General features: G+C 53.9%; 17 protein-coding genes and 13 tRNA genes. 3 read left to right on the forward strand and 27 right to left on the reverse strand.

Going from position 1 to position 21464, the window contains the following annotated elements; translation table 11 throughout:
• Positions 1–57: 57 nt before the first annotated feature.
• The 17 genes from ACFSOY_RS12445 to ACFSOY_RS12525 form a co-directional block, all read right to left on the reverse strand.
• Complete coding sequence (locus tag ACFSOY_RS12445) at positions 58–2079, reverse strand: coiled-coil domain-containing protein (protein ID WP_386047111.1); 2022 nt, start codon at positions 2077–2079, stop codon at positions 58–60.
• Between the two features lie 337 nt (positions 2080–2416).
• Positions 2417–3595: an MFS transporter gene (locus tag ACFSOY_RS12450; RefSeq protein ID WP_386047113.1), complete on the reverse strand. Its 1179-nt coding sequence runs from the start codon at positions 3593–3595 to the stop codon at positions 2417–2419.
• 70 nt (positions 3596–3665) lie between these two features.
• Positions 3666–3788: a hypothetical protein gene (locus ACFSOY_RS12455; RefSeq protein WP_386047115.1), complete on the reverse strand. Its 123-nt coding sequence runs from the start codon at positions 3786–3788 to the stop codon at positions 3666–3668.
• A gap of 264 nt (positions 3789–4052) precedes the next feature.
• The gene (locus ACFSOY_RS12460) at positions 4053–5069 is read right to left on the reverse strand and encodes a helix-turn-helix transcriptional regulator (protein WP_386047117.1); all 1017 of its coding nucleotides are present in this window, start codon (positions 5067–5069) and stop codon (positions 4053–4055) included.
• 210 nt (positions 5070–5279) lie between these two features.
• Positions 5280–5355 (reverse strand) — tRNA-Ala (locus ACFSOY_RS12465).
• 18 nt (positions 5356–5373) lie between these two features.
• A tRNA-Leu gene (locus ACFSOY_RS12470) sits at positions 5374–5450 on the reverse strand.
• Positions 5451–5454: 4 nt separating this feature from the next.
• A tRNA-Gln gene (locus ACFSOY_RS12475) sits at positions 5455–5529 on the reverse strand.
• 7 nt (positions 5530–5536) lie between these two features.
• Positions 5537–5613 (reverse strand) — tRNA-Met (locus tag ACFSOY_RS12480).
• Between the two features lie 3 nt (positions 5614–5616).
• Positions 5617–5708: transfer RNA gene (locus ACFSOY_RS12485), tRNA-Ser, on the reverse strand.
• A gap of 18 nt (positions 5709–5726) precedes the next feature.
• A tRNA-Ile gene (locus ACFSOY_RS12490) sits at positions 5727–5803 on the reverse strand.
• A 4-nt stretch (positions 5804–5807) separates the two neighbouring features.
• Positions 5808–5882: transfer RNA gene (locus tag ACFSOY_RS12495), tRNA-Gly, on the reverse strand.
• Positions 5883–5952: 70 nt separating this feature from the next.
• Positions 5953–6028, reverse strand: a tRNA-Phe gene (locus tag ACFSOY_RS12500).
• Between the two features lie 14 nt (positions 6029–6042).
• Positions 6043–6119, reverse strand: a tRNA-Asp gene (locus tag ACFSOY_RS12505).
• A gap of 9 nt (positions 6120–6128) precedes the next feature.
• Positions 6129–6205: transfer RNA gene (locus ACFSOY_RS12510), tRNA-Glu, on the reverse strand.
• Between the two features lie 4 nt (positions 6206–6209).
• Positions 6210–6286: transfer RNA gene (locus ACFSOY_RS12515), tRNA-Arg, on the reverse strand.
• 14 nt (positions 6287–6300) lie between these two features.
• A tRNA-Lys gene (locus ACFSOY_RS12520) sits at positions 6301–6376 on the reverse strand.
• Between the two features lie 4 nt (positions 6377–6380).
• Positions 6381–6472: transfer RNA gene (locus ACFSOY_RS12525), tRNA-Ser, on the reverse strand.
• A gap of 510 nt (positions 6473–6982) precedes the next feature.
• On the opposite strand from ACFSOY_RS12525, the gene efeO reads away from it, so the two are divergent.
• From efeO to ACFSOY_RS12540, 3 genes are read left to right on the forward strand one after another with little or no spacing between them, the layout of a single operon-like run.
• Complete coding sequence (efeO, locus tag ACFSOY_RS12530; RefSeq protein ID WP_386047627.1) at positions 6983–7840, forward strand: iron uptake system protein EfeO; 858 nt, start codon at positions 6983–6985, stop codon at positions 7838–7840.
• A gap of 4 nt (positions 7841–7844) precedes the next feature.
• Positions 7845–9125: an iron uptake transporter deferrochelatase/peroxidase subunit gene (gene efeB, locus ACFSOY_RS12535; protein ID WP_386047118.1), complete on the forward strand. Its 1281-nt coding sequence runs from the start codon at positions 7845–7847 to the stop codon at positions 9123–9125.
• 15 nt (positions 9126–9140) lie between these two features.
• Positions 9141–10901 (forward strand): FTR1 family iron permease, encoded by a 1761-nt coding sequence (locus ACFSOY_RS12540; RefSeq protein ID WP_386047120.1) that lies wholly within the window; start codon positions 9141–9143, stop codon positions 10899–10901.
• Between the two features lie 300 nt (positions 10902–11201).
• Here the strand turns inward: ACFSOY_RS12540 and ftsZ are convergent, their stop codons facing one another.
• From ftsZ to murD, 10 genes are all read right to left on the reverse strand, one after another.
• Positions 11202–12278 carry a cell division protein FtsZ gene (gene ftsZ / locus ACFSOY_RS12545; protein WP_386047122.1) on the reverse strand — a complete coding sequence of 359 codons (1077 nt, stop codon included), beginning with the start codon at positions 12276–12278 and terminating at the stop codon, positions 11202–11204.
• A gap of 51 nt (positions 12279–12329) precedes the next feature.
• The gene (gene ftsA, locus ACFSOY_RS12550; RefSeq protein ID WP_386047124.1) at positions 12330–13559 is read right to left on the reverse strand and encodes a cell division protein FtsA; all 1230 of its coding nucleotides are present in this window, start codon (positions 13557–13559) and stop codon (positions 12330–12332) included.
• A gap of 117 nt (positions 13560–13676) precedes the next feature.
• Complete coding sequence (locus ACFSOY_RS12555) at positions 13677–14036, reverse strand: small basic family protein (RefSeq protein WP_386047126.1); 360 nt, start codon at positions 14034–14036, stop codon at positions 13677–13679.
• Positions 14033–14767, reverse strand: a complete 735-nt coding sequence (locus tag ACFSOY_RS12560; protein WP_386047128.1) for a DUF881 domain-containing protein — start codon at positions 14765–14767, stop codon at positions 14033–14035. Before ACFSOY_RS12560 ends, ACFSOY_RS12555 begins: the two co-directional genes overlap by 4 nt.
• Positions 14768–14784: 17 nt before the next feature.
• Positions 14785–15528 carry a DUF881 domain-containing protein gene (locus ACFSOY_RS12565; RefSeq protein WP_386047130.1) on the reverse strand — a complete coding sequence of 248 codons (744 nt, stop codon included), beginning with the start codon at positions 15526–15528 and terminating at the stop codon, positions 14785–14787.
• Positions 15529–15530: 2 nt separating this feature from the next.
• Complete coding sequence (locus tag ACFSOY_RS12570; RefSeq protein ID WP_386047132.1) at positions 15531–16325, reverse strand: cell division protein FtsQ/DivIB; 795 nt, start codon at positions 16323–16325, stop codon at positions 15531–15533.
• Between the two features lie 245 nt (positions 16326–16570).
• On the reverse strand, positions 16571–17848 hold the full coding sequence (gene murA, locus ACFSOY_RS12575; RefSeq protein ID WP_386047134.1) for a UDP-N-acetylglucosamine 1-carboxyvinyltransferase: 1278 nt from the start codon (positions 17846–17848) through the stop codon (positions 16571–16573).
• Between the two features lie 13 nt (positions 17849–17861).
• Positions 17862–18779 carry a UDP-N-acetylmuramate dehydrogenase gene (gene murB, locus ACFSOY_RS12580; RefSeq protein ID WP_386047135.1) on the reverse strand — a complete coding sequence of 306 codons (918 nt, stop codon included), beginning with the start codon at positions 18777–18779 and terminating at the stop codon, positions 17862–17864.
• A 180-nt stretch (positions 18780–18959) separates the two neighbouring features.
• Positions 18960–20063: a stage V sporulation protein E gene (gene spoVE / locus ACFSOY_RS12585; RefSeq protein ID WP_386047136.1), complete on the reverse strand. Its 1104-nt coding sequence runs from the start codon at positions 20061–20063 to the stop codon at positions 18960–18962.
• A 38-nt stretch (positions 20064–20101) separates the two neighbouring features.
• Complete coding sequence (gene murD / locus ACFSOY_RS12590; protein WP_386047138.1) at positions 20102–21457, reverse strand: UDP-N-acetylmuramoyl-L-alanine--D-glutamate ligase; 1356 nt, start codon at positions 21455–21457, stop codon at positions 20102–20104.
• Positions 21458–21464: the final 7 nt, after the last annotated feature.

Consider the following 21464-nt stretch of genomic DNA (forward strand, 5'->3'; position numbering starts at 1 on the left):
ACATCAAAAGCCTCCACGCGACGTGGAGGCTTTTTGATGTTGCCCGTCGATCCGCCTTCAGGAATTCCGATTTTCTAACAGATAATGAAACGCATCCTTTACGATTTTCGAGTCCTCATCCACTGCCGATCCTTTCATATAGTTCACAATTGCCTTGGCAAGATTGGACACCGGCACCGGGATCTCAGGTTTCTCAGGCTTGGCCTTCACCCGTTCGATGCAATATGTAAGCATGTCTTTCAAGAGATGGAATTGCGTGTTGCGGCGATGACTTTTCGCTTCTGCGTGCGAGCCCCCTTTTGCTGTCGCGCCCACAGGTGCCATCGGATTCAAGAGCCCATCTTTCGAGTAGTAATCGGGCAGATGGAATTGCTGATCGCTGTATTTTTCCTTTGACGCAACTCCTCTCCAACCATCGCGCACCCCGATCATCGCGAGCGCATGAAAGGGAGCGGAAGAGCGGTTGCGAGCACTTTCCAAGTTCAGCAAAACCCGTCTTGGGATAACATATTTTTTGATCTCATCTCGCTGAGCGTCAGGGGTTCCAAAACTAGTTAGATGCTTGTCCATTTCGGCGATGCTGTCCGACAACAACAGAGTCGCCAACTGCTGGTCGGTCACATCGTTCTTCATGACCTTATCATAATGACTCCTTTCGCTTTCGTAACTGGCAATCGCAGGGCCGATTTGCACCCCACTCAGATTGGGACGCGTCGTGTCTTTCGGCTTCGTGTCAATATTTCCAGGCAGTGCCCACGGTTTTGCGTTCTCCAGCTTGGAAGAGGGAATGCTTGCAGTCGCAGAGCCGCTGTTAACTTTCACCGTCTTCCCCACTCTGTTCGTGCCATATCCGAAGATGCCGACCTGTTGCGCATTCGTCGTGTCTGCACTCCCGATGTCGATCTCATTTTGATCGTCTGGCACAGCGGCAAAATGGTGCGTAGCCAGGCCCGCGACTTTCAGGAGTTTTTTGAACAGGTCACTCTCCACGTCTGTCAATCTCTTTTTGCAATCTTCCAAATCTTTTTCGTTCAGATCGGTCAGTTTGTGTTTAAAATCGGCGGTGCTTTTCGGATTTTGCAGCCAATACAGTTCCGTTTTGCATTTGGCAATCTCCTTTTGTACGAGTGCCATCGGAGGAGACATCTGAACAGAGAGCGATTCCATTTCCCGTTGCAGGTCATTTTTGATCGCAAGATTCTCCTCTACATCCAGTTTCGCATTCTTGATCGCTTCCTTGTTGCTCTCGATTTCCGCAGCCTTGTCGTTGACCAAACTCTCGATCTGCTGCTTGTGCCACTTCTCTTTATCTGCAGCTTTCAACTCGTCAAACGCTTCTCTCTCAGCTTCAGCCAATTTATCGATCACTGCTTGGCGATCGTATTCCTTATCAATTTTCTTCATATCTGCGCGTGTCAATGGTTTCGTATTCAATTTCAACTTCTGGTCATAATCCTCTTCAGAGCTTACAACATCACGATCAGCAGCTTTGATCTCCTCTTCTTTCGCGAGAATCGCCTTTACCCGCTCAGCGCGTGTCTTTTGGGTTTCAAGAGCTGCTGTTGCGATCCGATCACTCAAGGCGCCGACTTTTTCACGCAAACTTTTGTCCACCGGCTTTTCTGGCGTATCGATCAGCTTCAATTTTTCTTGCAGTTCTACCTTTGCTTTGTTCAGCTCGTCGTGGTGGATCAAATCAATCTTTTCGAGCTCCGCTTCGATCCGCTTTTCCTTTGCCCGCACATCCTCTTCCAGGTCAATATTGCTCTCCTCATCGTCCGTGTCCAATTTCATCTTTTTCTTTGTTGCCTTATTGATTTGATGATCGCTCTCCCTTTTCTCTTTGCCCGGCTTCTGTTGAGCCAACGAGTTGTTCATCATTTGGAGCACTGCCCCATTCCCAAACGTCCTCTGCAATTGCATAATCTGATCTTTGTTGAGCGCGTGGGGTGAGACTTTTGCCATTTGAACGAGCTGTTCAGGAGCAAGTAAATGTGACCCAGAGCTAGGAGGTGCCGAGTTTCGTTGAACAGCGGAATCTCCTTTGGACATCTTACGAGGATATTGTCCACGAACCATCATCTCGTCTCCTCTAATCGGAAATAATTAAAAGTATAATCTGGTTGCAATCCAAGATCAATTCTCCTTGAGAGTTGCTCATTCAAGATCGCAATCGCTTGCTCCGCTCGGCTTCGAACAACGGTTATGCCCGTTTTTTCGTCAGCCCGTTCGCACGCTCCCTACCGCTCCTATCACTATTCGTGCATCTGTACACCATTTCCATCTTGTTAAAAATGAGAAAACACCCCTTCAAGCCGATCGATTGACAGAAAAAGTTCTGCCCGTCGTCCACTCGAAAGGGTACATTTCCCATCGCGAAGGATGTCGTATCAAACCAATCGCATCCCCTGCATGCTCAAACAGAGATTGACTCGCCCGCCGTCCGCTTTCTGCGTACAAAGATGCCGGTTAGCACCAGAAACAGCATACAGGCTGAATAAGGGAGTGCCAGATGAGCGGTGTACATCGCGGTGCCAGCAACAGGCCCGAGGAAAGAGCCACCCCCTTGCAAAGCGGCGATGAACGAGGCGACGCTTCTCTGCTCATGATCCTGCACCGCAAGCGACGCGCCCGCACTATAGCCCAACAGTGAAAATCCGATGCCGATTCCTAAGATTGCAAAGTCCAAGTAGGCGAAGCGAAGGAACGCAAGCAGACCGAACAGCCCCAGCACGACAAACAGCAGCCCGAAGCGCAGCACTCGCACCGGATGCCACTTGATGTATTTGCTGATCACAATTTGCGAGAGGACGACCATGACTCCTGAGATGGCCAATCCGAGCCCGATCAGTTGAGTTGCTTCTTGCGCATTGTATCCGAGCGTATCCTGCACAAAAAAGCCGATCGTGACCTGCACGATGTTTAACGCAAACGAGAGCAACAGCCCAATCCACAGATAGAGTCGAATCCGCGCATCATTAGGAGAAAGTGCAGATGAATGGCGTAGCACCTCTTGAGCAGGCTCTTCCGGAATCGTTGCCAAAAACAGGATGGCGATCATCAACAGCAGCAAGGCTGCCGCATACATCGGCGCAGTCAGACCGATCGCAGCCATGCTTCCGCTCATCGCAGGTCCCAACACAAACCCGAGCCCATTTGCCGCTCCGAACAATGCCATGCCCCGAGTGCGCGTCTCCTTCGTCGTCCACCCCATCACATACGCTTGGGCGATCGAGGGGATTCCTCCGAAAAAGAACCCAGCGAGGGCACGCAACAGAAAGAAGATCCAAAACAGTGTGGAAGTCTCCCACAAATTGGCCTCCGCAGCATCGGCCAGCAAGGCAAAGGCGATCAGGGTCACCAGATAGACGAACATGATCGCGGCCAACCGCTTTTTTCTGCTCAAAAAGGTCTGCCGTTCCCAAAAGTACCCGCCGAGGAGCCAACAAAGCCCCGCAACAGACACCAAACACCCAGATTGAAACTCACTCAGCCCGATATTGCGCGCGAGAGGACCGATGATCGGGTTAAACGCGGCGATCGAGATCATGCCGCACAAGACGATAAGAAACATGATCGGAAACCTGTATTTCAAAACTACCCGCTCCTTTTCCATAGCTTTGTCGACCATTCCCTTCACTGCACTTGCTGCTGTCCATGCTACTTTATTTCGTGTCGCAGCTGATCATGATCGAACCGTTGCCCCGTCCATCTCCTTTGTCACACACTTGCTGACGATCCAACTCGCTCACCAGATTCATCGTTCGGTCGGTTTCTGTTCCATCCAAGAGACGGCATACCCTGACCAGCGAATCGAATCGAGACGAAGGAAAGCTGTAGTCGCAGATGATTCGTCACCCGCTTCCTTCAGCGATCCGCAGCGAGGAGATTAGTGAAAGAAGGCGCTCCATCAAGATACTGATGAAAATGAGATTCATTATCAATAAACTGATCATACTACGCGCTCCTGCCCTCCCTCTACCTGTAGACGGATTACTTTACTGGTTCGAGGGAGCCATTTCACAAAACAAAAAACCGCTTCGAAAAGCGGTTTACGAATGATCCTGTTCGGTATGTGTCTCGCGCGCCCACAGCAATTGAGACGAGCGTCGGACAAACTTTCCTGGATTGACACCATATTTGCTGCGAAATGCTTCCGCAAAATAGCTGGCATTCGAATAGCCGACCGCACAGGAAATTTCGGCTACATTCAAAATGCCTTGTTGCAACAAGAGCAGTGCCTGCTCCAAGCGCCGCTCTCGCAAATAGCTGAAGACGGTCGTACCGTACACCGCTTTGAACCCGATCTTTAATTTGTAGTCATTCAACCCGATCATCCGCGAGAGTTCGATCAACGAAGGCGGATCAGCCATGCGATCCACGATGATGTCCCTCGCTGCCCGAATCTTTTGCAGATCGCTTTTCGATAGCTTCGGCGATTCTGACTGGCGATCGAGCAAAAACGACCGAAACCCGATCGACAAAAGCTCAAAGATGCTGCACTCCAGCTCTAAGTTTCTCATGTTTGGCTGTTGAGCCGATCGGATCAGCCGATCGAGAATGATCGATGCTTCCAGATGGATCGGCGCCTGCAAGATGCGAAACGATCTCGCTCCGAGCAGTTGCGAAAAATCGACCGATCTCGTCCCGTCAGCGCCTTCCATAAAATGATGAAAGGTCGAAACGGGGATGGCGATGCCAAGCATGCGGAGCGGTCGATTTCCAGCAAACTCAAAGCGAACGCTCGTTTGATTGATAAATTGGAGCGCACAACTGCCAGGAGCATATACATGCTGTGCTCCCTCAACGCTGACCCCCCTCGTTCCATCCAAACAGAAAGAAAGCTCCACCATCGCCGTCTCGGTGGACAGCGCCAACGTGCGATCTCGATAAAATGTGAAATCGGATAGCGCCACATCCAGATCGTTGCGCGGGACAAAACGATGAATCGATCCCTCCCCGATCTGTGAGTGAAAGCGCATCTGTTCTGTACGATCCGCTTTCTGACGCCCAAGATCGAGACAATCAAAAAAAAGATTGAAGTTGTGGTGAAAGTCAGCCCGACTCAATGATCTCACCTCGCCGACATTTCTAACTTTAATAATGATAATCATTCTCATACGTAGTATAGTGAAAGATCGTCCGGCTGACTATCGCAAGAAATTTGCAGAACAAAAAAGCCCGATCCAACGAGGATCGGGCTAGCATATGGCGAAAATCATGAAATCTAAAAAGTCGATGCGAATCAATGCGGATCATCAACAAACGAAAAAAAGAGATGGTGGAGATAAGCGGATTCGAACCGCTGACCCCCTGCTTGCAAGGCAGGTGCTCTACCAACTGAGCTATACCCCCAAAGTGGTTAGAAGAAGATGGTGCCGGAGGTGGGACTCGAACCCACAAAATCACGATTTTGAGTCGTGCACGTATGCCAATTCCATCACTCCGGCAAGTTGGCTGGGGAGGAAGGGATCGAACCTTCGCATGACGGAGTCAAAGTCCGTTGCCTTACCGCTTGGCGACTCCCCATTGATTGTGGTAGCGGCGGAGGGACTTGAACCCCCGACCCACCGGGTATGAACCGATTGCTCTAGCCAACTGAGCTACGCCGCCACATGGCGGAGAGAGGGGGATTCGAACCCCCGAGACGGTTTCCCGCCTACACGATTTCCAATCGTGCTCCTTCGACCGGACTCGGACATCTCTCCAGAGAATGAAGTTAAGAATGGTGGGCCCAAGAAGATTCGAACTTCCGACCTCACGATTATCAGTCGTGCGCTCTAGCCAACTGAGCTATGGGCCCTTGATGGAGCGGAAGACGGGATTCGAACCCGCGACCCTCGCCTTGGCAAGGCGATGCTCTACCCCTGAGCCACTTCCGCGTACAGGATGTACCGCGTCCAACGTTGCGACAGGACGTCGCGTTCTTAGTTGGACTACCAATAAAACAAATGGTGGCTCGGGACGGAATCGAACCGCCGACACGAGGATTTTCAGTCCTCTGCTCTACCGACTGAGCTACCGAGCCTTGCAGTTTGAAAATGGCGGAGCTGACGGGATTCGAACCCGCGGTCTCCTGCGTGACAGGCAGGCATGTTAGGCCTCTACACCACAGCTCCAGATAAAATTGGTGACCCGTACGGGATTCGAACCCGTGAATGCCGCCTTGAAAGGGCGGTGAGTTAAGCCGCTTCTCCAACGGGCCAAACTGGCGTGCCCTAAGAGATTCGAACTCCTGGCCTTTTGATTCGTAGTCAAACGCTCTATCCAGCTGAGCTAAGGGCACGTATTAAATTGAAGTGGTGAGCCATGAAGGACTCGAACCTTCGACCCACTGATTAAAAGTCAGTTGCTCTACCAACTGAGCTAATGGCTCATCATGGCGGAGGAAGAGGGATTCGAACCCCCGAGACAGTTTCCCGCCTACTTGATTTCGAGTCAAGCTCCTTCGACCAAACTCGGACATTCCTCCACACCTTCAGCGTCCTAGCGTTACTCGCGAGGGACAGATAGTAATATATCATGCCTCCCGAACTTCATTCAATACATGCTTGTACACAAAAACAGCCAAATATGATGATCATCTATGATTATCTCTCTTCTTCTCTTCTATTCAAAACAATTCTGCGCTAATCTATGATGTTGATCGCTTCTCGAACAGACTGTGCGACTTCCACTTGGAGAGCAGGACATGAGCGCGTAGGTCTTGGTCACCTCTCATTTTCTCCGACCCTTCGCCCCTCAATTCGATCTCTTCCCCTTAATAAGGGTGTGAGCAACACTCTGCTTTTTCGTTCACACAAACTGCAAATCACCGCGATCCGCATCCCGATTGAGATCTGCTCGTTTCAACGAAAGATCGATTGAAAATTTGTACGTGATGCACTATTTTTTTCCATTGTAGAAGGTGCCACTCCTCATGTACTATATTTGAGAATGATTATCAATGATTCTATTCGGAAGCATTTAAGGAGATGTAGGACTGATGAAAAAAATGCACCTCACCCTTTCGGCCGTCGTGGTCGGCTCTGCTCTGTTGCTCAGCGCATGCGGCAACGAAAAAACACCTGTCTCACAACCTGAGCCTGAGAAGCCCGTCCAAAACGAAACGACTGCCGATCTGTCCGGTGTAGTAGCCGAATATCGCAAATTTGTCATCGACCAAGCTGACCAGTTTGTCAAAGCGACCGACGCTTTCACACAAGCTGTCAAAGCGGGTGATATCGAAAAAGCGAAATCGCTCTATGCTCCATCTCGCATGTACTTTGAGCGCATCGAGCCGATCGCTGAGTCGCTCGGCGATTTCGACCCGTGGATCGACGCACGGGAAAACGATGTGCCAGACAGCGAATGGCGCGGTTTTCACAAATTAGAGAAAGCGCTGTGGGTTGACAAATCGGTCAAAGGTCAAGAAAAAGTTGCAGACCAGTTGCTCCAAGATGTCAAGCTGTTGCGCGTCAAAGTGGAGAGCGTAGAGATCGATGTGAATCTGCTCGTCACCGGTGCCGTGGAACTGCTCAATGAAGTGTCGGCGACCAAAGTTACCGGCGAAGAGGAACGCTACTCGCACACCGACCTGTATGATTTTGCTGCCAACGTGGAAGGTGCGAAGGAAATCTTCAAAGTGATCAGCCCTGAGCTGAAGAAAAAAGATGCGAAGTTGGCACAAGAGATCGAAGAACAGTTCACCGCCCTTGAGCAAGCACTTCAGCCATATCGCAAAGGGGACGGCTTCGTGCTGTATGACGAGTTGAGCAAAGAACAAACCACCAAGCTCGCTCAAGCGGTCGATGCGTTGGCCGAACCGCTCGCTCAAATGGGCACCGTTCTTGGGGGCTGATCGAATGAGCGACTCACAGAAAGATGAACTGATGCAAAAGCCGATCTCCCGCCGCGAGATGTTGAAACTTGGGGCGGCTGGCGGTGTTGGACTGCTGCTCGGAGCTGGTGGAATCACCGGCGTGCTCGCTGGTAGCGGCATGATCAACACCGCAAAATCTACCACCGCTCAGACGAATGAAGAGGTCGTTCCGTTTTACGGTAAGCATCAACAGGGGATCATCACGCCAGCTCAAGATTTTATCTGCCTGGGCGCGTTCGATCTGACCACCAGCAGTCGTGAAGATGTGCGCAAGCTGTTTCAGAAATGGACGCAGGCGGCCGCCGAGTTGAGCACAGGTGCAGGTGTTGGGGAAGAGAGCAACAATCCTAATCTGCCGCCTGTCGATACGGGTGAGGCGATGGGGCTGGCAGCCACCGGGATCACCATCACCTTCGGAGTCGGTCCCTCCCTGTTCGATGACCGCTTCGGTCTGGCGGGCAAGCGACCAGCCGCGTTGACCGATCTCCCCCCATTTGGCGGCGATGAGTTGCTCCCCCAATGGTCGGGCGGTGACATCGCGGTGCAAGTTTGTGCCAACGATCCTCAAGTCGCCTTTCATGCGCTGCGCAACCTGACCCGGATCGCTCGGGGAAAAGCGGTATTGCGCTGGGTTCAAGATGGCTTCCAGCGGACTCGTACCGCCGATCCGAGCGGCTCGACGCCGCGCAACCTGCTCGGCTTTAAAGATGGCACCAACAACCCGAACGTTCAAGATGCCGATCTGGCAAACGAAGTGGTCTGGGTTCAGCCTGACGATGGAGCAGGCTGGCTGGCTGATGGCAGCTTCATGATCGTGCGCCGCATCCGCATGCGCATCGAAGTTTGGGATCGGACTCCGCTCAACGAGCAAGAGGCGACGTTTGGCCGCCATCGCGTCTCAGGAGCTCCGCTTGGCGAAACCGACGAATTTGCAACGCTCGACGTCGAGAAAAAAGACGAGCAGGGTCAACCGCAGATCCCGGTCAACTCCCATGTTGCCCTCGCTCACATGGGCGGCAAAGTGAAGATCCACCGCCGGGGCTATTCCTATTCGAGCGGCATCGACGCCAAGACAGGTCAGCTAGATGCTGGACTGCTGTTCATCTGCTTCAACCGCGATCCCCGCAAACAGTTTATCCCGATGCAAAAAGCACTCGCCGGACAAGACAAGTTGAATGAGTACATCGTACATGTCGGCAGCGCGATCTTCGCCTGTCTGCCCGGCGTTCAAGCGGGCGGCTATATCGGGGAAACTTTATTCTAAGCAGGGGGCATCAACATGAAATCATTTCTATCCTCACTTTTGATCTGCCTGTTGCTGTTTTCAACAACCCTCGCCTCAGCAGCAATGCACGATGACCCGCTGATCGCACTGGCCAGCGATGCTTTGGTCAATGCCGGAAGCGACGATTGGGAGCGCACAAAAGCGGATCTGAGCGAAATGGTGAAACTCTGGTCGACGGTGACAGACACCTCGCCAGAAGGAAAAGCGGTGGAGGCAGCGCTCGCCGAAGCGGAACGCGCGACCGCACAATCACCGTTTGAACGCGAGCAGGCTTACAAGGCGGTCTCCGCGTTAGCCAAGACGGTCGACGATTACGTGTCCTCACACCAGGCGGAAAGCAACCAAGAGGCCGCCAAAGAAAAGGTAAACGCGTTGGTCCCCGACTTGCAAAAAAGCCTCACTGCCGTCCAAGCAGGAGACTTTGCGACAGCGAAAAAGTCGTATGAGCGATTTATCAGCGCTTGGGCGAAGGCAGAAGGACCGCTGCGCAAGGAAAACTTTTCTCTGTACAGCAAAACCGAGTCGAAGATCAGCGGTGCTCGCATCGCGCTCAACACACAGCCTCCAAACCAAGAGCGTGCGGAGGCGAGCCTGCAGGAACTGATCTCGCTCTTCCAGGATTACGTGGCGGGCAACATAAAAGCGTCTGACGGGGGCGACGTTCAGTCGACCCTTTCGATCTCCGACATCAAAATCATGCTGAACGCTGTGGAGACAGATCTGGCGGCGGAACAGGCCACCGATGCGCTCACCAAGATGGATCAGATCATGACCGCCTGGCCGTCGGTGGAATTCCAAGTGCTGACGAGATCGCCAGCAGCGTACTCGCAGATCGAAACGAAGATGACCGCCATCCCGAGCTTGTTGCTCTCTTCACCGCCTGACCTGACCAAAGCGAGCAGCCTGGTTCAGGAGTTGCAGAGCGAGCTGGAACCTTTTGTCGAGGCTCAGTCGTACACCGCTTGGGATGCAGGGCTGATCCTTTTTCGCGAAGGTTTAGAAGCGATCCTCGTCATCTCAGCACTGCTCGCCTTCCTGAGCCGCTCCGGCAACGCGGACAAGCGCAAGTGGATTTGGACAGGTGCAGGTGCAGGCTTGCTCGGTTCTGGCGTGCTGGCGATCATCCTGAGCGTCGTGTTCTCTAACGTTACGGCGGGCAGTTCACGCGAGCTGCTCGAAGGCTACACCGGCCTGATCGCCGTGATCTTTATGATCACAGTCGGCGCCTGGTTGCACAACAAATCGAACCTGCGCATCTGGAACCAGTTCATCGAGCGCACGATGGGAGCTGTGATCGCTCGGGGCGCCCTGTGGTCGCTCGCTGCGACCGCATGTCTGGCTGTGCTTCGCGAAGGTGCCGAGACGATCATCTTCTATCTCGGCATGGCGTCGACGATCGCGACTTCTCAACTGCTGCTCGGCATCGGAGGCGCGCTCGCATTGCTTGCGGTGATCGCCTTTGCGATCCTTCGCTTGAGCGTGCGCATTCCGATCCGACCGTTCTTTCTCGTCGCGAGTCTTTTGCTCTACTACTTGGCGTTCAAATTTGTCGGTGTGAGCGTGCATGCGCTGCAAGTTGCGGGTCAGCTGCCGTCACATCTCTCAGACAATTTGCCACAACTGCCTTCGCTGGGCATCTATGCCTCTTGGGAAACCACCATTCCCCAACTGGTCGTGCTCGCCGTCGTGTTGTGGAGCGCCGTGCGAGCAGAGCGAAAAAAACGACTGCACGGGCAGCAGCAAAAAGCTGCATGATCGCCCGACGCTGACCTGAGCATCGATCGATGTCGGCAAGAGCTGCTTTCCCTTCCACAATCGTGGAAGGAGAATCGCCAGCGCACCGTTGCTCACAACCAAAAAGGCTAGCCTTCGCAAAGGAGGCTAGCCTTTTTGGTTGATCCGCTTTCGGCGATCGGAGCGGTTGTCCATTCACCGCAGTTTATGAACACAAAAACCGGTTAACTAGGCAAAGCAAACAGCACCCAAGCTGGGTGCTGTTTGCTTTGCTAGATGCTCCGGTCGGCTCGCTCTGCGAGCAAGCGTTCCCAGCTTCAATTAGCGATTGTTTCGACGAAGAAAAGCAGGAATGTCCAGATTGTCAGATCCCGCTTGGTTGCTCGTGCCAAATGATTTGATGTCCGCCTTGTTCAATACAGGCTTCGCTTGCACGGGACGCTCTTTATGTTCAAAGCCAGTTGCGATCACAGTGACCACGATCTCATCTTTCAAATCGGGGTTGATGACCGCACCAAAGATCATGTTGACTTCCGGATCGGCAGCAGAGGAGACGATATCTGCCGCTTCATTCACTTCGAAGAGCGACAGGTTGTTGCCGCCTGCGATGTGCATCAAGACACCGCGAGCGCCGTCGATCGACGTTTCCAAAAGTGGCGAACAGATCGCCTTTTTCGCCGCTTCTGCCGCACGGTTTTCACCAGAGTGAACGCCGATGCCCATCAGGGCAGAGCCGCGCTCCGTCATGATCGTCTTCACGTCCGCAAAGTCTACGTTGATCAAGCCAGGCACTGCGATCAGGTCGGAGATACCTTGCACACCCTGACGCAACACGTTATCCGCTTGGCTGAACGCTTCCAGCATCGGCGTGTTTTTGTCAACGATCTCCAACAGTCGATCGTTCGGGATGACGATCAGCGTGTCCACTTTTTCCTTCAGGTTCGCGATGCCAGTTTCCGCCTGGTTCATCCGACGGCGACCTTCAAAGGTAAACGGCTTGGTGACAACGCCCACGGTGAGCGCGCCGAGCTCCTTGGCGATCTCGGCGACAACAGGCGCAGCACCTGTACCCGTACCGCCGCCCATGCCTGCGGTAACGAATACCATATCTGCGCCGCGCAGAGCGTTCATGATCAATTCACGGCTTTCCTCGGCAGCTTTCTTCCCGATATCCGGATTCGCACCCGCACCGAGACCGCGAGTGAGCTTCTCCCCGATTTGCAAGCGGTGCTCCGCTTTGGAAAGATGGAGAGCTTGCGCGTCTGTGTTGACCGTGATAAACTCAACACCTTTAATTCCAGCTTCAATCATTCGATTGACAGCGTTACATCCGCCGCCACCGCACCCGATTACTTTTATCTGAGCCAGAGCTTCTACATCGAGATCGAACTCCAACATATATCTTGATCCTCCTCACTACGAAACACAAGCTGTAACGATTGTGCTTGTCTAGATGAACTCGTTAAACCAGTTTTTGATCTTGTCGACGAAGCCGCCTCCTTGATTGCTACTGGCTTTTCGACGCGGCGCTGCTGCAACTTCCACTTTGTTCGTAAAGTTTCGCGCAACATAGCGGATGATTCCCACACCGTTGATAAATGAAGAATCTTTGACGCCCAGAAACTCCGGAATCGCAACCCGCACAGAGGAATCAAGTTCGAACTCCGCGAGCTTGTCCACAAGCGGTAGGGTCGCCCCGCCGCCAGTGAGCACATATCCGCCCGCCAACTCTTTGTAACCCATTCTTTCGATCTCTTGATGCGCCATCATAAAGATCTCTTGCAAGCGCGGCTCGATGATGCTGGCCAGATCCACTTGCGAAAACTCTTTGTCAACATTGCTTCCCACGCGGGAGACTTTAAACGTCTCGTCAGCAGCGCTTTCATTCACAAGCGCTGTGCCGTGACGAAGCTTTATACCCTCGGCCGCATCGGTCTGCGTTCGCAAACCGATCGCAATATCGTTTGTGACATGATCTCCACCGACCGGAAGGACAGAAGTCGCTTCCAAGATGCCTTCCTTGAAGACCGAAACGGTCGTCTGTCCGGCACCGAGATCGATCAGCCCGACTCCGAGCTTCTTCTCGTCGTTGGTGAGCGCGACCGTGTTGGCAGCTAAAGGCAACAGCACGAGACCTGCGATCTGAATGCCTGCTCGCTCCACACAGCGCACCAAGTTGTGGATGACTGTGCGCGATCCTGTGATGATATACGCCTCCACCTCCAAGCGAACCCCGATCATGCCGCGGGGGTCGGAGATGTCTGACAGACCATCGACAACATACCCTTTGGGAACCACGTCGATAATCTCCCGTTCCGGTGGGATCGCGATCACGCGAGATGCTTGTAACGCGCGTTCGATATCCTCTTCACCGATCTCTCGATTCGGTGAATTGACCGCTACGACGCCGTGGCTGTTTTGAAGGGAGATATGATTGCCAGATATGCCGATGTACGCAGACGAGATTTGAATGCCGACCATTCGCTCAGCATGATCGATTGCAGCCCGAATGGATTGAACAGTCTTATCTATATCAACGATTGCACCTTTACGTATCCCGTCACCGTCAGCAGAGCCAACGCCGATAATCTGTATCTCCGTGCCAGTCACTTCGCCGATGATGGCCCGAACCTTGGATGTTCCTATGTCTAAGCTGACGATAATCTCGCCGTTTGTCAAGCGGTGGCACCTCCCTGATTTCTGTGACAATCTATTCTTTATACCAGTTTTTAAATTCAACGTCTTGTGTCGATTCCCTTTTTTTCGCAACGATTTTCTCTAAAAAAATTGTCCTGTTTATAAAGTTTTTTCACCTTGTTTACGGGAACGAGTTACCATCAGACGGCGAATCGTCGCGATGTTGTTGAACAGTCGCACGCCAAAGGCGAAAACGGCAGCCAGATACAGGTCGACACCGAGCTGCACCCCGATAAAGGCGAGAAGCGCTGCGAGCAAAGTGTTGAAGAAGAAACCGCTGATGAACACGCTGCTGTCAAAATGCTTTTCCAAGCTCGCGCGAATCCCCCCAAACACCGTATCGAGCGCTGCGAGGACTGCGATCGACAGGTAGCTGCTGTATTGCAGCGGCACCGACAGGTTGAACGACAGTCCGATAAAAACGCCGAGAACTAGACCAATCACCGGAATCCAGATCATATCTTCTTATCCCCTTCAGGTTTTGCATACTCGTATTTGACCGGATCATCGTACGGCGGGATGACCAGGCTCCCATCTTCGACCGCTTCGAACTTGAAGCTTTTCCCCATCATCTCAAAATAGGTCGGGAAAAGGCTCATCCCAAGCTTCATCTGCTCAACATTGCCCACCGCTTTGATGATCACCTTGTCCGGCGAGATCATCACCGTGTTGACCTGTAGATTGTTGGTGTCGATCGAGCGAATCGAGGAAAACGAGACGATGCGGTGATTGTTGACGACGATCGCATTTGCCTCGTTCCCTTTCAAGTAGTTGACGAGTCGATATAAGAAATCCCCGAACGATCGGCGGTACAGATCCATCTCCACCGGGCCAGACGCGATCAAGTTCACGTTGTCTTCGATGGTGATGATCACCCCATTGCCCCGCACCTCGTTCACCCCTGCCGCTCGCTTGACCTTGTCCAGCTCTTCCGCCAGGGTGAGCAGCAGTTGGTTCTGGTCGACCTTTTGAGTGCCGAGCGCGTTGATCTGGCTCTCAAGCGCGCGGATCTGGCTGCGCAGAAACTGCTGGCGCTCCGTCTGCTGTGCAAGCTCGACAGTCAACTGCATCGTGTCTGCCACCGCGTTCGACTCCGCCTTCGGGCGGTTGGCCGAGGAAAACTGGATGGTCAGCATGCAGCCGAGCACTGCGGAGATCACGAGCAGACTGATTTTGTTTTTCGTCTTCAACGTTCTCCCCACCCTCTCTATTTGATCAATCCATTAAAGTTGCCGGTGTAGCCGCTGATCGAGACGGTTAAGCTCGACTTCGGCGCTTGCACCGCGATCGTGCGATGGCGAAGCAGGTCGAGGATGCCACCTTTGATCTCCAAGGCAGCCTCCAGCCGATTTCTGTTGCCGATCGCTTTGAACTCATAGGGACGGGACACTTTCTGCCCGTTGATCTTGATCACCGGACCTATGCAGATGATCCCCGTTGTCGAAGAGATGCGCTGATCGTTGATCTGCACAGCTTCCGCACCTGCGATCAAAAGTTCGTTGGTGATGTTCATCAGATCGTAATCATGGACGATCAGCACTTCTGGATCGGTGTTTTTCGGCACCTCTTTCAGCGTGCTGTCATCGACGACAAACGTGATGCCCTCGCCCTTGACAGGAAGAACCCCAGACATGACTCGATACTTGCCGAGCTCCTCCTTCAGATCGGGAGATTCCTGCTTGGCGATCTCTCCCGCCTTCTCCTCCAGCTCAAACATCTTTTTCTTCAGCTCTTCCAGCTTGGCTTCATACTGGCTGTTCGCCTCTTTGACCTTGTTGAGCTGTTCGGCCGTATATTGCGCGCGCGGATCGTAGACGCGCTCTGTGTTCAGTTGAAATTCGGCCGCAGCGCGAGTGTTTTTATATTGCATCGAAAGCATCAGTCCGAGAATGACGGAGATCATCGTAAGCGATACGGTCAGCTTGACTCGTGGGTTCGTCTTTTTGGTCATCTCTACTCTCCCTTCTTGTCCTGCGGCTTGAAGCTCTCCATGTAGATCGCATCGAACACGTTGATGATGCCCGGTGCGGTATCGGATGCCAGAGCATTTCGATACTCCAAATACGATTTCATCTTATCTGCAAATTGACGCGCTGGGATGCGTACTTCAAATTTGTCGCACATATAGATTTTCCAAGGACCGTCGCTCGCAATGCGAATCTCTGAGATGTTGTCGAGGACTGCCCGATCCACCTCCGGGATCTGCTTGGCCAGCTCCAACAGGTCGGGCGAGGTCACTTTTTGTCCGTTTTGCAACGGTGTCGGCTGGTCGAGGGAGATCGCAGGAACGCGCTCCACCCCGAGCTTTTCCGTCCCCGCCAACACCGTGCCGTCCTGCAGGAGATGGTAGATGCTAGCATCTTGAACGATCAAGCCGGCGAGCGCCTTTTCCACCACCGCGATGGTCACCTCTCCCTGCCACGATACCTGCACATCAACAGAAAGCACGCGCGGATAGGCTCTGAGAATCTTCTCCTTGACCTCCGCCTTGTCGATCGCAAGGAAGCTCATCCCCTTCTCAACCTCTGCTGTGCGCAAGATCTCGTCATAGCGGATATGCTGATTGCCCAGCACCTCGATGTACGAGACGGACGACAGCGGCGATTGCAGAAAGACTGCGATCAGCAGCCCGCCGAAAAAGATGACAACAAAAAGCAACGCCTTCCAATTCGGGCGGCGCTTTCTGGTCTTGGGTTGATTCTGTTCCGCATACGATTCCAAGACGGTCGGCGGCGGCGTAGTAGGCATGAGAATGACCGACTCCTTTTCTTCTGCTTTTATTTCCGAATTCGAAAGAAAAACGGCATTCTAGAGAGATATGCCGTCGATTTTGCTATTCATTATAGCATGTTTAAACTGGTTTTCAATATGCTGATAGTCTCATAATCGGATACAAATTTTACAAAAACAGTCAAACTCTTTTTAGCGAAAATGAAACGATGCATCAGCTTTGATGCATCGTCTCGCCTCTGGATCGAAACTGGGTTGGCAACTCACTCAAAAGCGGTGGCGAGCTGGTCTTTTTGCACGCGCCAAATCTTGGCGCCCAACTGCGCAAACATCTCTTCGACCTGTTCATAGCCGCGGTCGATATGGTACACGTTTTCGATGTATGAAGTTCCTTTGGCAGCAAGGCCGGCGAGGATCAGCGCAGCGCCTGCCCGCAGGTCGGAAGCTTCCACCACAGCGCTCGTCAGCTCCGATCCGCCTTCGATCAGCGCCGTTCGCAGATCCACCTTGATGTTCGCGCCCATTCGCCGAAGCTCGCTCACATGTTTAAACCGTCCCTCAAAGACAGACTCGGTGACCATCGAAGTACCGTCGGCAATCGACATCAAGGTCATCAGCGGCGATTGGAGGTCGGTCGGGAACCCTGGATAGTAGGTGGTTTGGATGCTGATCGCCTTGGGCCTCCCCACCATCCACACCCGGATGGCGCTATCGTACACGCTGATCTCAGCACCCGCCTCGCGCAGCTTGTCGATCACGACGCCGAGATGGCGAGCGTCCACATTTTGCAGCAACACGTCCCCTTGCGTCACGACCGCCGCTGCCATCAGCGTGCCTGCGACGATCCGATCGGGAATCACCCGATATCGAACCGCTGTAAGGCGCCCGACCCCTTCGATGATCAATGTTGCTTCCCCGGCGCCCTGTACGTTTGCGCCCATCGCATTCAAATAGTTGGCCAGGTCGACGATCTCCGGTTCCCTCGCCGCGTTTTCGATCACCGTCACACCTTCAGCAAAGATGGCCGCCATGATCAGGTTCTCGGTCGCGCCGACGCTCGGCAGATCGAGATAGATCTTCGCCCCGCGCAACCGATTGGCTGTGCATTCGATAAAGCCGTGCTTCTCTTCGATCACCGCACCGAGCGCCCGCAGCCCTTTGAGATGAAGGTCGATCGGCCGAGAACCGATCGTGCAGCCGCCCGGCTTTGAGACGCGAACGCGTCCGAAGCGCGCCAGGATCGGGCCCATCAAAAAGATCGAGGAGCGCATCAATCGCATCAGATGTTCTGGCACCTCGGTGCTGTTGATGCGCGTCGCATCGATGCGCAAAGTCGCGCCCTCCGCTTTCACCTTTGCGCCCAACTGCCTAAGAATCGTTGTCATCACGCGAATATCCTGCAGATCGGGAACGTCTTCGATCACGCTCTCTCCGACTGCCATCACGCTTGCCGCAAGAATCGGCAATGCCGCATTCTTGGCACCGTGAACCCGCAGTGTCCCCGATAAACGATGCCCGCCCTCGATGGCCAAGCATTGCACCGCGTGTCACCCCCTATCGTGTCTCCTCTCCAACGATCCGCACTTCAGGGTGAAGTTCATAGCCGTATCTTTCCAAGATCGTACGCTGCACAAGTTGAATCAATTGGATCACATCGATCGCTTTTGCTCCCCCGGTGTTGACGATGAAGTTTCCGTGAAGTTCAGAAATTTGTGCGCCTCCGATGCGCGTTCCTTTTAAGCCGGCCTCCTCGATGAGCTTGCCAGCGTGCGCGCCATCCGGATTGCGAAAAACGCTGCCACAGCTCGGCATCGAAAGCGGCTGTGTCGTCTGGCGGCGCTCGCGCCACCCTCGCACCCGCTCACTCATCTCGACAGGATCTCCAGAATGAAGTTCGAAGGACGCATCCAAGACGATCGCCGGACGGTCTTTGAGGCAGGAGTAGCGATAGTCGAAGTTGAGATCTGCATGTGAAAGACGAACGATCTGACCCTTCGGGGTCAACACGCGGCACTCGACCAACACATCTTTCACCTCTCCGCCGTGCGCTCCTGCGTTCATCATCACGGCACCGCCGACCGTTCCCGGGATTCCTGTCGCAAATTCCAGACCGCTAAGACCGCTGCGAATCGCGTGGTTGGCTGCGGAAACGAAGGAGCGCCCCCCTTGTGCAGTTAACAGATTCCCGCTGATCTGAAGGTCTGCGAAATTGTCGGCCAGCTTGATCACGACCCCGCGCAGCCCTCCATCGCGAACCAAAAGGTTGGAACCCTTCCCGATCACATACCACGGGATCTGATGTTGATCGGCGATCTCCATGATTCGCACGAGATGTTCTACGGTGGTCGGCAATGCGAAGACATCTGCAGGCCCGCCGATCTTCCATGAGGTATGCTTCGAAAGAGATTCCTCTGGCAACACCGTTCCTACATCTTCGTTTGCAAAAAGGGATTGTATCTGCTCTTTGTTCATGTCGTACCTCCAGCACCAAACCTGACAAGTTAGTAAGCTCTCGTTCCGCCGTCGTACCCCCATGATATGGAGGCGGCGGAAAATATGTGACATCTGCCTAAACGAACAAAAAACCTGAGCTGCAAAGCTCAGGTATCGCTGCGAACTTTACGTCCATTATATAACGCCTCGCTGAGAGCGTCACCTCGTCTGCCTTGAGATGTTCAGCAAGATTCCCACCCCAGTCAAGACCAAGGTCAGCGAGGAACCCCCATAGGAGATGAAGGGCAGCGTGATCCCCGTGACCGGCATCGAGCCTGTGACGACGCCGACGTTGATGATCACCTGGACGGCGATCATGCCGGTGATGCCGACTGCGAGCAGCGAGCCGAACGTGTCGGGCGCTGTGATCGCGGTGCGCAGTCCCCGCCAGACCAGCAGCAAAAACAGCAGCAACAGCGTAGCACCGCCGATGAAGCCCAACTCCTCCGAGAGGATCGAGAAGATAAAGTCGGTCTGCGGCTCTGGCAGATAGAGAAACTTCTGCCTGCTTCGACCAAGCCCAAGCCCTAACAGTCCGCCCGGTCCGATCGCATAGAGCGATTGAATGATATGATACCCCTCGTCCAACTGATAGGCCCACGGGTCCATAAAGGCGACGATCCTTTTCAAGCGGTAGGGTGCCACCACGACGAGCGCAATAAATGCAGGAATTGCCAGACTGGCCAAACCGAGCAGGTGTTTGATTTTTGCGCCGGCGGCGAAGAGGATGATGATGACGGTGCCCATCAGAACGGTGCTCTGTCCGAGGTCGGGCTCCAGCATGATCAGGCCGACAGCTGCGATGGCAATTCCTAGCGGTGGCAGCAACCCACGCTTAAATTCGACGATCTTTTCCTGATTTTTGGACAGCATGTAGGCGAAGAAGATGATGATCCCTAGCTTGGCAAACTCGGAGGGTTGAATCCCCAGCGAGCCGATGCCAAGCCATGCGCGCGATCCTCCACGCACCGTTCCGATGCCTGGGATCGCAACGGCGATCAACAGCAGAAAGCAGATGATCAACAGGGGTCTCGCGATCCGCATCAGCTTGTGATAATCGTAGTTCATCATGACAAACATCGAGATGATCCCAAGCACGGCCCACATCAGTTGGCGTTTTGCGTAGAAGAAAGCATCGCCATCCATCTTTTGAACAGCAAGCACTGCACTGGCACTATAGACGATAATGACGCCGATTCCCAGAAGCAAAAGCGTAGACAGGATGATCAGCGTGTCCGGATACGATTTGATCTTGCCTTTCAAGGCAAAGTTCCCCCCCGGTGCTCGGTCTCGTCCAATCGCTATAATGTATGCACAGCTTTTTTAAACATGCTTCCTCGCTCTTCAAAGGATGCGAACATATCCCAGCTCGCACAGGCGGGAGAGAGGAGCACCACATCGCCTGAGACCGCATGAGCGGCCGCAGCCCTCACCGCCTCTTCGAGCGTGTCCACCTGAACCGAACTGACTTCAGCCTTTGTCGCAACCGTCCGCATCTTGTCGGCCGCCTGCCCGATCGCCACCAGATGTTTGACCTTTTTGGCAAAGACGGGCACCAACTCCATAAAGTCGACACCGCGGTCGAGACCGCCTGCGATCAACACCACGCTGCGGTCGGCAAACGTGTTGATCGCCATCGTCGCCGCGGTCGAATTGGTCGATTTCGAGTCGTTGTAATAGCTGATGCCCGCTCTGGTGATCACATGCTCCAAGCGGTGCTCCACGCCGGAAAACGAGCGTGCCACCTCGATGATCGCAGCCGGATCTGCGCCGGCCGAAAGCGCGATCGCCGTCGCAGCGAGCAGATTTTCCAGATTGTGCTCCCCTTTGAGCGCTACCTCACCGACGGGGAGCAGAGAGAGTTCCTTGCCGTGCATACGCGCATGGATGTTCCCATCCTTGACAAAAACGCCCTCGTCTAAAACATCGCGCCGCGAAAAGGGGAAGATTCTGCCCTTCGCAAACGAGCGGACAGCGCGCACCTCTTCCTGATCCCAGTTGATCACCGCCACATCGTCTGCCTGCTGATTGGCAAACAGGCGATATTTTGCGTCGCGGTATTCTTCCAGCGTCCCATGATAGTCGAGATGTGCCGGATAGATGTTGAGGAGCGCGCCGATCTTCGGTCGGAACTGCTCCGTCCCCATCAGCTGAAAGGAGGAGAGTTCTGCCACCAACCACTGCTCGCTCGTCACCTCTTCCACCGCGTCGCTCATGGCGCGACCGATGTTGCCAGCGACGACAGGCGCGAGCGACGCCTGCTTCAGCATCTCGCCGACCAGCGTCGTCGTCGTCGTCTTGCCGTTGCTTCCGGTGATGCCGATGATCGGCGCGGCAGACAGGCGATAGGCGATCTCCACTTCTGTCAGCACGCGAATGCCCGCCTGCAACGCCTGTTGAATCGTCGCCACCCGATACGGGATGCCCGGATTTTTCACCACAAAATCAAGCCCCGGATGAACGATGCCATCCGGGTGCCCTCCACCGATCACTTCGATGCCCAGCGCTTGGAGCTCGCTCGCATCGCCGCCCATCTCCGCGAGCGTCTTTTGGTCGTTGACCACCACGTGCGCGCCGTGTTTGTGCAAGAGTCGAGCCACCGCTACGCCGGAGAGGCCCACACCGAGCACGAGCACGTTCTTCCCTTGAAAATTCACGTCCTCT

The sequence above is a fragment of the Tumebacillus lipolyticus genome (assembly GCF_042682745.1).
In the GTDB taxonomy this organism is placed as follows: Bacteria; Bacillota; Bacilli; order Tumebacillales; family Tumebacillaceae; genus Tumebacillus_A; species Tumebacillus_A lipolyticus.

Coding starts and splice junctions, on each gene's coding strand:
- ACFSOY_RS12445 (WP_386047111.1), bottom strand. CDS start 2,079: ATGGTTCGTGGACAATATCCTCGTAAGATGTCCAAAGGAGATTCCGCT.
- efeB (WP_386047118.1), top strand. CDS start 7,845: ATGAGCGACTCACAGAAAGATGAACTGATGCAAAAGCCGATCTCCCGC.
- ACFSOY_RS12540 (WP_386047120.1), top strand. CDS start 9,141: ATGAAATCATTTCTATCCTCACTTTTGATCTGCCTGTTGCTGTTTTCA.
- ftsZ (WP_386047122.1), bottom strand. CDS start 12,278: ATGTTGGAGTTCGATCTCGATGTAGAAGCTCTGGCTCAGATAAAAGTA.
- ACFSOY_RS12555 (WP_386047126.1), bottom strand. CDS start 14,036: ATGATCTGGATTCCGGTGATTGGTCTAGTTCTCGGCGTTTTTATCGGA.
- ACFSOY_RS12565 (WP_386047130.1), bottom strand. CDS start 15,528: ATGACCAAAAAGACGAACCCACGAGTCAAGCTGACCGTATCGCTTACG.
- ACFSOY_RS12570 (WP_386047132.1), bottom strand. CDS start 16,325: ATGCCTACTACGCCGCCGCCGACCGTCTTGGAATCGTATGCGGAACAG.
- murB (WP_386047135.1), bottom strand. CDS start 18,779: ATGAACAAAGAGCAGATACAATCCCTTTTTGCAAACGAAGATGTAGGA.